Source organism: Stenomitos rutilans, from assembly GCF_059505485.1.
On record NZ_JCACKR010000064.1, the window covers coordinates 31,176 to 40,431 of the forward strand.

The window sequence follows — 9,256 nt, forward strand, 5'->3', positions numbered from 1 at the left end:
CGCGCTTTAGCCTGATGGTTTATGCCTGCTTTCTCTCAACGCCTTTGACCGCGAGAGGAAGCAGGCAGTGTTTTGAGAGGCGTGGCTGAATGAGCGTAAGCCAATCGATCGCACCCTTACGTATCACTTCAGAAACATCTATTACCGCAGAACTTGCAGCAAACCCGTCCTGACTTTCAGCATGCTCTGGAGATTCTTCAATCTGAATCTGCTTGTGCGTGTATCCATAACCAAACATCTCAGATTTCAATCCAGGGTAGACAATCTAATACTACAAGTGTAGTATAAAGGTATCCAGACTTGTAATACGAATACTACAGCCTTCCATGATACGTATTCTTCTCGCCACCTTGAGCAGCGTCCATGTTCGACTCCAACACAGTTTGGGCAGAGCAGCGGCGCTGTGTGCGTTTGAGGGAGCGTATCGGTTTAATGGCGGCAAATCCGTCAGCGAAGGCATTGATCGCACAGTCACCGGGTGGCTCAATCCGGCTCAAGTGACGAGCAGCGGGAGGTGCAGGGCAATCCTGACACCGACATAGGGAAACCCATATCAACTTCCCATCCCCCGCCTCTGATCACCAGGAGTGGGGGTTATTTTTTGAGGAGAAAACCAATGCAAACCGAGCAGCGACAGAAAATTCCCATACTTCAGAACCAGGTTGTGGTGTTCTCTAAGAACTACCTGCCCCTGGCACGCATCAACCTTAAACGGGCGATCGTGCTCCTGGTGACCGGACAGGCAGAGACCCTGGAGTTTAGCAGCACCCAGCAATGGGAAGTACGATCGCCCAGCGTCGTACTACAAATTTCAGGTCACATCCGGTTGACGAGCGGCAATCCAGAGCGGCACTGGAAAGTTCCTCCCGTCAATCGGCGGGAAGTCTTTCGCCGAGACAACCACACCTGTCAGTACTGCGGCAGCACCAAGCATCTAACGCTGGATCACGTCATTCCTCGCTCGAAAGGTGGAACCCATACCTGGGACAACGTGGTGGCTGCATGCGAGAAGTGCAATTCAGCTAAGGGCGATCGCCTTTTACATGCAACCGGAATGGTTCTGAAAACGAAACCGAAAGCACCTATTCATCCTGCGATCGCATTTGCAGAACTGTTCTGGAAAGAACATGACACTGTAGAGAGCTAAGTGGTTAGTGCTGAGTAATGAATAAAAAGTCTTCTCAGCACCCATTTAAAGCTGCTCACTCAATGCTTCTACCCTTGTGCTCACCAATCTTCAAAAAAAGTTGTAGTACGCTCTTGACACCTTGTAGTATTTTGTATTATGTTTGTAGTATGAGATGAGACACAGAGGAGCCAAGCCAATGAACACTCACTCCCTTACTCAAAACAGTTACCTCTTGAAGCGCTTAAAGTTCTTAAAGACTCCATGTCCTGGCACTGCCAAGCCACTTCAAGATCCATCGAATCAGGGAAATTTATCTCTCAATCAACACACGCAAGCAATCCGCCAACTTCAGCAAACCTATTACCTGGAACGGCGTTGCTTACTCTAATTCCTGCTGAAAACAGCAACCTGAACCTTGAAAACTGAATTGCCACCTTGGGGGTGTAGCTTAGCCCGGTCTAAAGCAGTCGCCTGTCGAGCGAAAGATCGTGGGTTCAAATCCCATTTCCCCCGTATAGCCGTGTGGACGACTAGAGAAGTCGCTCTGGTTCTCAGCCAGAAAGAAGCGGGTGCAACTCCCGTCACGGCTCCCATATGAGGATGTAGCTCAGACGGACAGAGCGCCTGTTTCCGAGGCAGGAAGCCACAGGTTCAAACCCTGTCATCCTCGCTCGTGGGGGTGGATTGGCATCACCTGCTCCGAAACCAACAAACGGACGGCTGCAGGATTGGGATACCCTGCGGGAAGGCAAAGCCTACAATTCCCCGCATCTCCACCAAATCTCCAGGTCGCACCTCCAGGATGCCAAATGGGAAGGCGTTGGTCTGCAAAACCAACTAGCGAGAGTTCGATTCTCTCCCTGGAGTCCAACCATTGCAGTGTCACCTAACGGCTAAGGTACTCGGCTCATAACCGAGGATATGTGGGTTCGACTCCCACCGCTGCGACCATGCACAGATGGTGTAACGGCAACATCACGGTCTCCAAAACCGTTGTTCGAGGTTCAAATCCTCGTCTGTGCGTTCTATGATGTGCCCTCATCCAGGAAGCTTACATACTGGTAAAAACTGATTTTCCCATCAGTCTATAGGTTCGAGTCCTATATCCTGTTCGCAGGTTAAAAACAGCTTCTTAAACTCGCACATTGTAGAAACTTCAAGTTTTGGTGCCGTAGGCAAATGGGTAAAGCCACAGGACTTTCAATCTTGTGTTTGCGGGTTCAACTCCCGTCGGCACTGCCTGAGGAGTTTTGAGTTTTAAGTTTTGAGTTGAATTGTTAATTCATAACTCAACATTCATAACTCAAAACTCTTGCATAGGTCGGCTCGCCTATCAGCGTGGGCAACTGTCTGTAAAACAGCCGCTTCTTGCGTTGCAGGTGCGACTCCTGCCCGACCTACCAATCATGGAGAGTAACCCGATCGGGCGATCGGCGCTGTTTGCTAAACAGATGGATGCACAATTGTGGTTCGAGTCCACTGCTCTCCGCTGCGTGAGGACGTGGTGTAACTGGATGAACATCTCAGATTACGAACCTGAAGAGTGGGGGTTCAAGTCCCTCCGTCCTCGCCAATTGGGAATGTAGCTGAGTTAGGTTTAGCGCCAGGTTGAAGCCCTGGAGACGCGGGTTCGATCCCTGCCGTTCCCATCCTTGAGTGCAGGGAAATTATATTGCCCCATAGCTCAATGGCGGAGCGGGCGGCTGTTAACCGCAGGGTTGTAGGTTCGAGTCCTACTGGGGCAGCCATTTTGGAAGGATGAAGGATGAAGGATGAGGGATGAACTTAGTTTGCATTTAATCGCTAACTATTGCCGAGTGGACGAATTGGTAAAGTCACCTGTCTCTGAAACAGGGGTTTTGTAGGTTCAAATCCTACCTCGGCAGCCATTTTTATTGGGAAGTACGCAAACAGGCAAAGCGGCTTGACTTTGAATCAGGTGTTTGAGGGTTCGATTCCTTCCTTCTCAGTCGGGGGGCATGAGAAGTTATTGGGTCAATTTCTCTATCCTCCTATTTCACGCTCCTGTAGCCCAACTGGCAGAGGCGGCTGTCTCAAAAACAGTCTATGTGTGAGTTCAATTCTCACCAGGAGTATGGAAAGTTATGAGTTCTCAATTTTGAGTTTTGAGTTAAATCTTCTCATTCAAAGCTTAAAATTCAAAACTTAAAACTCTCACCTTGCTGCTGTAGCCCAAGAGGAAGAGGTGTCGGTCTTAGAAACCGGAGGTTGTGGGTTCAAATCCCATCGGCAGTACCAATTTCAGTGCTGAGGTATGAGTGCTGAGTAATTGCTCAGTCCTCAGTCCTCGCTACTCAATCCTAATTCTCATCGGGATGTAATTCAGTGGTCAGAAGCCTTGGTTTGGGACCAAGGAGTCGTGGGTTCAAATCCTACCATCCCGACCATTTGCCCTTGTGACGGAACTGGCAGACGTGCTGGCTTCAGAGACCAGTTTTTGTGGGTTCAAATCCCACCAAGGGTACTGATGCTCCTGTGGCGGAAGGGAAGACGCTCTAGACCGAGGCTCTAGATTTTGTGGGTTCGATTCCCACCGGGAGTACCAAGCACCGAAGGCGGAAGTGGTGGACGCGCACGCCCGATAAGCGTGTTATTAGCAGGTTCGACTCCTGCTCGGTGTACCAATTGAAAGGCTAAAGGATAGAGGACAAAGAAAGTTAATTTCCATTCATCCTTTATCTTTCATCCTTTTGTTTGGGTCGTTGGCAGAGCGGTTATGCAGCCGCCTTTTAAGCGGAATTATCCAGGTTCAACCCCTGGGCGACCCACCAAAATTCGATCGCAATGGGCTAATGGGCTATTAGCTAAACGGTAAAGCAGCCGCCTCTTAAGCGGAAGAGCGTAGGTTCAACTCCTACATAGCCCACTGGAAAAGGCTAAAGGCTAAAAAACATTTCATTCTTCATCCTTTCTTAATGCCCCTGTGATGCAATTGGCTAGACATGGCTTGCTTAAAACAAGTTTGTTACTGGTTCGAGTCCAGTCAGGGGTATGGCGGAGATGGAGCTATGGTGCGCTCTGGGGTCTCATAAGCCTTTACGTAGTGGGTTCAAATCCCACCTCCGCAACCAAAATGCAGGTGTAGTGCAACTGGCCAGCATGTGGGTCTCGTAAGCTCACGATATGAGTTCAAATCTCATCGCCTGCTCCAGATGCAGATGTGGTGTAACTGGCAACACAGGGGCCTGGTACGCTCCCGATATGGGTTCAATTCCCATCATCTCATCCAACTATGCTGGTGTAGCTCAATTGGCAGAGCAACTGTCTTGTAAACAGTCGATCGCAGGTTCAATTCCTGTCACCAGCCCCAGCATGTGGACATGGTGTAGCGGTAGCATGTGAGGCTTCCAACCTCTTGGTGTGGGTTCGAGTCCCACTGTCCATACCAAAACGCGATCGTGATGTAGCGGCGAGCATCTGAGTGCGCCACACTCAGCGCATGGGTTCGAGTCCCATCGATCGCTCTCGTAGTCCTGTAGCTCAATGGTGGAGCATCTGTCTTACAAACAGAGGGTTGTAGGTTCAAATCCTACCGGGACTACTGGAAAGGATGAGGGATAAAGGATGAAGGATAAAATGCACATTTTCATCCCTCATCCTCCTAATTCATCCCTTCACTCATGGGAGTGTCGCCTAAGGGAATAGGGTATCGATCTTCTAAATCGAGCGATGTAGGTTCGACTCCTACCACTCCTGCCAAATTACCAAACTTGGGTCTGTAGCTTAACTGGGAAAGCGTCTGCCTTGCAAGCAGAAAGATGTCGGTTCAACTCCGACCAGAATCCACCAAACCTGGGTCTGTAGCTCTAGTGGCAGAGCGCCCAAATTACCTTGTGCCCTAACCTGCAAAGCTTACATACTAACTTCCTGTTAAGAAGCCAAAAACTGCTTTGTGAACTTGTACGAGGGATGAGTGCAATTCTCATCGGGAGGAGATCGGTTCGATTCCGGTCAGATCCACTGTGACTGAACCCGAAATGGTGGAGGGGCTGGTCTGTGACACCAGTGTTAGCGAGTTCGACTCTCGTCGGTCACTCCAATTAGTTTTGAGTTTTAAGTTTTGAGTTTTCAGCATCGGTTTTAACTCAAAATTCAAAATTTTCAACTCAAAACTCTCTGATGGAAGGTGCCGCTGAATGGACGGCAACTGGTCTTGAAAACCAGGGTGAGGTTACACTCAGGGGTTCGATCCCTCCACCTTCCTCTGAAATTTTGGGTAGTGCTCAAATCGTAATGATTTTGGAGCTGTTAACGATGGCGGCTAACGCCGCACATCATTACCTTTTTAGGTCCACCAAATTTTTTATTAAGAACAAGAGGTGATAGCAATGGTTCACATTCGGTTTGAAGGTCGATCGCTCGACCTACCAGAGACTCAACTGGGAATTACTACAGGTATGAATGATGTCGCAGTAAAAGAACAAGTTTCTCGACATTTAGATGTCAATGCAAATCGGCTTTCGGCGTATGTGGTTGATCGTCGCCCCAGTGGCGATGTGATCGTCCGTCCTGAAGCGGTTTACGGTTAAATTGTGCTTTCCGCACCCTAACCAGAAAAGCTTACATACTTAGGGATCAGAAGGTTGTAGGTGCAAATCCTGCTCACTCCAATTGGGGTAATAGCTCAATTAGCAGAGCATCTGAATGTAGTGAACAGCTTTTCTAACTTGTGTGGAACTCTGACTCGTCAAATCATATTGGTTTATCAATACAACTCAATCACACACGGAGGTGATCTTAATGATGTTCGCTAATGCAATTGCACAACTAACTTCAGCACAACTGTATTTAGACAACCAAAAGTATGAGCGAACATCGTTTGAGCGAAATTGTGATTGAACGTCCTCGTGGTGGTAGGCGGATGAGTCTGAGAAAGTTGACAGGCTTTAAAAAGCAACTGCACCAACTTACGGAGGAAGCGAGTCAGGATGGATTATTCAACTCCTACCTGATCAAACCCAGAAACAAATCCAAGTATCTTTCTGATCATCTCGGTCCGTTGCGTCGGTTTTTGCGATCGAAGGTAGGACAACCGTGGAACGACGTTTACAGCGAACTGTGTCAGCGGTTAGACGGCAGCACAATGGCGGGACAACATGTGCTCGATCATGTGCAAGATTATGTGGAACGGCATGTCGAACTCATTAATGGGATTCCTTGTCAGAAATCACGTAGACAATATCGGCTGACTCAGGGTTATCGCTTCAAACTTTATGTGCATCCTGAAACGGGCATTCTTTGTGATCCAGCGGAGAGTTCTCTAACATCGATCGCAGACCCACCACCTAAACCAAAGTGGCAGACGGACACCATTAATCTTGACGCATATCATCAATATCACAAGCTTGACGATATCTGGTACTTGATTACCTATCAAGAGATCCCTGCGACCGAAAGCGTCTTTGATATATTGTATCGAGTCACCGTCACGCGTGGACAAAAGGGCTTTAGCGATCGACTCTACGCTGCGAGTAAACATCAATGCAACAAACGCGAAATCAAGCTGATTCAGAAGAAACTCAATCAATTAAATTAATCTCCACTTCGTGCCCCAACCGAAAAAGCTTACATACTAGCTCAGTGGTAGAGCGCTTTCCTCATAAGAAAGGTGACGTAGGTTCAAATCCTACATATGAACAACAGCTTTTTTAACTTGCACGGAGTGACCTTTTCAACTACTGGCAGTTGTTGCCGCGCCCCGATCGCAGAAGCTTACACACTCTCCACCAAACCACGGTGCGTATCTGGAGGGATACGCTGCAAGCCTGAGACCGATCGCAGGCAAAACTGGAGGAATAACGCCTTCAGCCAAGCTTCTGTAACTTGCGCGGTGACGCTTCACCGTTGCATGCAACATCTGCCTCCTTTTCAGAGTTTTGAATGATGAATTTTGAGTTTCGAATTGATTTCTAACTCAAAATTCATCATTCAAAACTCATAACTTTCACAAAGGAGGTTCCCATGAACAACACTGAACGGGATTTGCGGCTAGAAATGCTGAATAGCTTGCTCACCACTCCCCACCGCAAGTTGGAGCAGGTTGCAGAAATCCACAAATTGATTGTGGAGCTTGACCCGATCTTCTACGGACACCTGGCAGTCTGGTATCAGCGGAATGGCGATGTGCGCGACCACAAGGAAGTGTTTGTCGCCCATCTGCTGACCAGTGATTTGACCGAACACCGCGATGCTGGTTTTGTCATGCTGCAAGAGTTTCCACCGTATCAGGTGGCTCGTGTGGTGGACTTCATGAAACAGCACTGCAACAAATTACCTCGTTCTGCCCGGACTGCGGTGCAGCAGTATCTGAAGGTGCGGGAAAGCAACCCTACTCTGTTTGATCGCGCTGCTCTGCGGGGACGTAAGGCCATGAAGCACCTGTATGCCTCGTTGCACATCAAGCCTGACGAACGAGCAAATGCCATTCTGTTCCGTGACCAACCTCCAGTGGGTTCGCTAGCAGAGGTGTTGAAGCAGCTTGCCAAAGCTGAGAGTGCGGCAGAACAGGCCCGCTTGATTGTCGAATTTAAGCTGCCCTACACGATCGCCATCGGTGCGGTCAAGCAACTGACTCCGGTTGTCCTAGTGGCGTTAATCAACAGCATGTCTTCCCAGGAAGTGATCAACAACCTCAAGTCACTGAAGGCAAGAGGGGCAATGAATCACCCAGAGGTAAAAGCGTTGATTGATGCCAAACTCGACGAGGCATCGAGAGGTGCGCGAGTTGCTGCATTCAAAGCACAGATTGCAGCGGATGCAGCCGATTTGGACGCAGACACAGTTGCTCGGTTGGAAAAGGTAACGAATGAACAGGTCAAGCGGCGCGGTGTAATTACCCGTTCGACTGCCCTGCTGGTGGACAAGTCGGGTTCAATGGAAAGTGCGATCGAGATTGGTAAGCGGCTGGCTGCTCTGATCTCTGGCATCACCCAGGCAAACCTGTTTGTCTACGCCTTCGACACCATTCCCTATCCTGTAACGGCTCAGGGTAGAGAGTTGACCGACTGGGAGCGGGCCTTCCAGCACATTAAAGCAGGCGGTGGCACCAGCATCGGCTGTGCGTTGGAAGCCATGCGAAAGAAGCGGCAGATTGTGGACCAGATCATCATCGTCACAGACGAAGGTGAGAATGCCGCTCCTTACTTCGGTGAGGTTTACAAGACCTATTGCCGTGAGTTAGCAATCCTGCCAAACGTGGTGATTGTCCGCGTAGGTGGTTACTGCAACTGGCTGGAGAGCCAACTGAAGGGACAGCAGGCACCTGTGGAAACGTTTACTTTCGCGGGAGACTACTACAGCTTGCCGAACCTTGTGCCGCTGCTAACCCGCCCGTCTCGCTTAGATCTGCTGCTGGAGATTCTGGACACATCGCTACCCGTGCGATCGGATAAGTAAAGGAAAAAGGTGCGTGAGGGTAATACTGATCGCACCTTTTTCTTCCTCAACAAAGCTGGGTTAGGATAAATCCCAAAACAGCTTGAATGTATGGGTGCTGAGGGTGAGCAGAAACAGAATCGTGAGGCTGTGTTTCAGCCTGAATTTATTGAGGATCTGGAATATTGAGTTGAAACGGATCGGAAAATGGCACTCCGCGCTATCAAGCTGGTCAAAGAAATTCTGCAAGATCCCTTTGATGGAACTGGCAAGCCAGAACTTTTGAAGTATGACCTGGCTGGATGCTGGTCACGTCGTCTGAACAAAGAACACCGGATTGTTTACAAGGTCAGCGATCGCCAAATTGATTTTTTGCAAGCACGCTATCATTACGAGTAAGACGATTGAGAGGTTTAGAAAATGTCAACTCAAATTCCTTATGTTGATGCTCAAGTGAATCTTGATCAACTGTGCGATCGCGTTGTTAAAACAGGTGAAGCAGTCATCATCACTCGTCCTAATGGTAAAAATGTTGCCTTAGTTTCTGAAGCTGAGTTGTCGAGTTTGCTGGAAACACTTTATCTATTGCAATCGCCTGCCAATGCAGCTCGTTTAACCACAGCGCTAGAGCGATCGAAGGCAGGTGAAATACAACCGCAAGCGATAGATGAAATATGTAGGAGACTTGAGCTTGACCAAGATGATACTAACAATGAATTAGCGAATTAGCTT

General features: G+C 48.8%; 9 protein-coding genes, 32 tRNA genes and 1 pseudogene. 40 read left to right on the forward strand and 2 right to left on the reverse strand.

The window, feature by feature from the left end; translation table 11 throughout:
* Nucleotides 1-19: 19 nt before the first annotated feature.
* Nucleotides 20-238 carry a hypothetical protein gene (locus AC5JLP_RS11735; protein WP_496068124.1) on the reverse strand — a complete coding sequence of 73 codons (219 nt, stop codon included), beginning with the start codon at nucleotides 236-238 and terminating at the stop codon, nucleotides 20-22.
* An 88-nt stretch (nucleotides 239-326) separates the two neighbouring features.
* On the opposite strand from AC5JLP_RS11735, the gene AC5JLP_RS11740 reads away from it, so the two are divergent.
* From AC5JLP_RS11740 to AC5JLP_RS11920, 37 genes are all read left to right on the forward strand, one after another.
* Nucleotides 327-542, forward strand: a complete 216-nt coding sequence (locus tag AC5JLP_RS11740) for a hypothetical protein (RefSeq protein WP_496068125.1) — start codon at nucleotides 327-329, stop codon at nucleotides 540-542.
* 74 nt (nucleotides 543-616) lie between these two features.
* Nucleotides 617-1,147 carry an HNH endonuclease gene (locus AC5JLP_RS11745; RefSeq protein ID WP_496068126.1) on the forward strand — a complete coding sequence of 177 codons (531 nt, stop codon included), beginning with the start codon at nucleotides 617-619 and terminating at the stop codon, nucleotides 1,145-1,147.
* A 178-nt stretch (nucleotides 1,148-1,325) separates the two neighbouring features.
* Complete coding sequence (locus tag AC5JLP_RS11750; RefSeq protein WP_496068127.1) at nucleotides 1,326-1,517, forward strand: hypothetical protein; 192 nt, start codon at nucleotides 1,326-1,328, stop codon at nucleotides 1,515-1,517.
* 49 nt (nucleotides 1,518-1,566) lie between these two features.
* Nucleotides 1,567-1,642: transfer RNA gene (locus AC5JLP_RS11755), tRNA-Asp, on the forward strand.
* A 3-nt stretch (nucleotides 1,643-1,645) separates the two neighbouring features.
* Nucleotides 1,646-1,722 (forward strand) — tRNA-Glu (locus tag AC5JLP_RS11760).
* Nucleotides 1,723-1,725: 3 nt separating this feature from the next.
* Nucleotides 1,726-1,799, forward strand: a tRNA-Arg gene (locus AC5JLP_RS11765).
* A 125-nt stretch (nucleotides 1,800-1,924) separates the two neighbouring features.
* Nucleotides 1,925-1,999: transfer RNA gene (locus tag AC5JLP_RS11770), tRNA-Cys, on the forward strand.
* A gap of 5 nt (nucleotides 2,000-2,004) precedes the next feature.
* Nucleotides 2,005-2,080 (forward strand) — tRNA-Ile (locus AC5JLP_RS11775).
* A 1-nt stretch (nucleotide 2,081) separates the two neighbouring features.
* A tRNA-Trp gene (locus tag AC5JLP_RS11780) sits at nucleotides 2,082-2,152 on the forward strand.
* 142 nt (nucleotides 2,153-2,294) lie between these two features.
* Nucleotides 2,295-2,368 (forward strand) — tRNA-Glu (locus AC5JLP_RS11785).
* Between the two features lie 79 nt (nucleotides 2,369-2,447).
* A tRNA-Tyr gene (locus AC5JLP_RS11790) sits at nucleotides 2,448-2,532 on the forward strand.
* A 92-nt stretch (nucleotides 2,533-2,624) separates the two neighbouring features.
* A tRNA-Arg gene (locus tag AC5JLP_RS11795) sits at nucleotides 2,625-2,702 on the forward strand.
* A 3-nt stretch (nucleotides 2,703-2,705) separates the two neighbouring features.
* A tRNA-Phe gene (locus AC5JLP_RS11800) sits at nucleotides 2,706-2,778 on the forward strand.
* Between the two features lie 24 nt (nucleotides 2,779-2,802).
* Nucleotides 2,803-2,877: transfer RNA gene (locus AC5JLP_RS11805), tRNA-Asn, on the forward strand.
* 63 nt (nucleotides 2,878-2,940) lie between these two features.
* Nucleotides 2,941-3,018: transfer RNA gene (locus AC5JLP_RS11810), tRNA-Gln, on the forward strand.
* A gap of 7 nt (nucleotides 3,019-3,025) precedes the next feature.
* A tRNA-Gln gene (locus tag AC5JLP_RS11815) sits at nucleotides 3,026-3,099 on the forward strand.
* A gap of 51 nt (nucleotides 3,100-3,150) precedes the next feature.
* Nucleotides 3,151-3,225: transfer RNA gene (locus tag AC5JLP_RS11820), tRNA-Leu, on the forward strand.
* A gap of 86 nt (nucleotides 3,226-3,311) precedes the next feature.
* A tRNA-Leu gene (locus tag AC5JLP_RS11825) sits at nucleotides 3,312-3,388 on the forward strand.
* Between the two features lie 73 nt (nucleotides 3,389-3,461).
* Nucleotides 3,462-3,537 (forward strand) — tRNA-Pro (locus tag AC5JLP_RS11830).
* A gap of 3 nt (nucleotides 3,538-3,540) precedes the next feature.
* Nucleotides 3,541-3,614: transfer RNA gene (locus AC5JLP_RS11835), tRNA-Leu, on the forward strand.
* A 5-nt stretch (nucleotides 3,615-3,619) separates the two neighbouring features.
* Nucleotides 3,620-3,695: transfer RNA gene (locus AC5JLP_RS11840), tRNA-Leu, on the forward strand.
* Between the two features lies 1 nt (nucleotide 3,696).
* Nucleotides 3,697-3,774: transfer RNA gene (locus tag AC5JLP_RS11845), tRNA-Ile, on the forward strand.
* Between the two features lie 72 nt (nucleotides 3,775-3,846).
* Nucleotides 3,847-3,921, forward strand: a tRNA-Lys gene (locus tag AC5JLP_RS11850).
* A gap of 23 nt (nucleotides 3,922-3,944) precedes the next feature.
* Nucleotides 3,945-4,016: transfer RNA gene (locus AC5JLP_RS11855), tRNA-Lys, on the forward strand.
* A gap of 51 nt (nucleotides 4,017-4,067) precedes the next feature.
* Nucleotides 4,068-4,142 (forward strand) — tRNA-Leu (locus tag AC5JLP_RS11860).
* 2 nt (nucleotides 4,143-4,144) lie between these two features.
* Nucleotides 4,145-4,217 (forward strand) — tRNA-Met (locus tag AC5JLP_RS11865).
* Between the two features lie 8 nt (nucleotides 4,218-4,225).
* Nucleotides 4,226-4,301: transfer RNA gene (locus AC5JLP_RS11870), tRNA-Thr, on the forward strand.
* Between the two features lie 2 nt (nucleotides 4,302-4,303).
* Nucleotides 4,304-4,379 (forward strand) — tRNA-Thr (locus AC5JLP_RS11875).
* A 5-nt stretch (nucleotides 4,380-4,384) separates the two neighbouring features.
* Nucleotides 4,385-4,460: transfer RNA gene (locus tag AC5JLP_RS11880), tRNA-Thr, on the forward strand.
* Nucleotides 4,461-4,464: 4 nt separating this feature from the next.
* Nucleotides 4,465-4,538, forward strand: a tRNA-Gly gene (locus AC5JLP_RS11885).
* An 81-nt stretch (nucleotides 4,539-4,619) separates the two neighbouring features.
* Nucleotides 4,620-4,691: transfer RNA gene (locus AC5JLP_RS11890), tRNA-Val, on the forward strand.
* Nucleotides 4,692-4,772: 81 nt separating this feature from the next.
* Nucleotides 4,773-4,849 (forward strand) — tRNA-Arg (locus tag AC5JLP_RS11895).
* A gap of 13 nt (nucleotides 4,850-4,862) precedes the next feature.
* Nucleotides 4,863-4,939, forward strand: a tRNA-Ala gene (locus AC5JLP_RS11900).
* Between the two features lie 173 nt (nucleotides 4,940-5,112).
* Nucleotides 5,113-5,189: transfer RNA gene (locus tag AC5JLP_RS11905), tRNA-His, on the forward strand.
* Nucleotides 5,190-5,478: 289 nt separating this feature from the next.
* Nucleotides 5,479-5,679, forward strand: coding sequence for a hypothetical protein (locus tag AC5JLP_RS11910; protein WP_496068128.1), 201 nt, complete (start codon nucleotides 5,479-5,481; stop codon nucleotides 5,677-5,679).
* 275 nt (nucleotides 5,680-5,954) lie between these two features.
* Nucleotides 5,955-6,686 carry a hypothetical protein gene (locus AC5JLP_RS11915; RefSeq protein WP_496068129.1) on the forward strand — a complete coding sequence of 244 codons (732 nt, stop codon included), beginning with the start codon at nucleotides 5,955-5,957 and terminating at the stop codon, nucleotides 6,684-6,686.
* Between the two features lie 32 nt (nucleotides 6,687-6,718).
* Nucleotides 6,719-6,786: transfer RNA gene (locus AC5JLP_RS11920), tRNA-Met, on the forward strand.
* A 35-nt stretch (nucleotides 6,787-6,821) separates the two neighbouring features.
* On the opposite strand, the gene AC5JLP_RS11925 is transcribed toward AC5JLP_RS11920, so the two are convergent.
* Nucleotides 6,822-7,007, reverse strand: a complete 186-nt coding sequence (locus AC5JLP_RS11925) for a hypothetical protein (RefSeq protein WP_496068130.1) — start codon at nucleotides 7,005-7,007, stop codon at nucleotides 6,822-6,824.
* Between the two features lie 104 nt (nucleotides 7,008-7,111).
* On the opposite strand from AC5JLP_RS11925, the gene AC5JLP_RS11930 reads away from it, so the two are divergent.
* From AC5JLP_RS11930 to AC5JLP_RS11940, 3 genes and pseudogenes are all read left to right on the forward strand, one after another.
* Nucleotides 7,112-8,545, forward strand: a complete 1,434-nt coding sequence (locus AC5JLP_RS11930) for a vWA domain-containing protein (RefSeq protein ID WP_496068131.1) — start codon at nucleotides 7,112-7,114, stop codon at nucleotides 8,543-8,545.
* Between the two features lie 183 nt (nucleotides 8,546-8,728).
* Nucleotides 8,729-8,923: pseudogene (locus AC5JLP_RS11935) on the forward strand (Txe/YoeB family addiction module toxin); the annotation flags it as partial.
* A 21-nt stretch (nucleotides 8,924-8,944) separates the two neighbouring features.
* A complete protein-coding gene (locus AC5JLP_RS11940) occupies nucleotides 8,945-9,253 on the forward strand; it encodes a type II toxin-antitoxin system Phd/YefM family antitoxin (protein WP_496068132.1) in 309 nt (102 codons plus the stop codon).
* The last annotated feature ends 3 nt before the right edge of the window (nucleotides 9,254-9,256 follow it).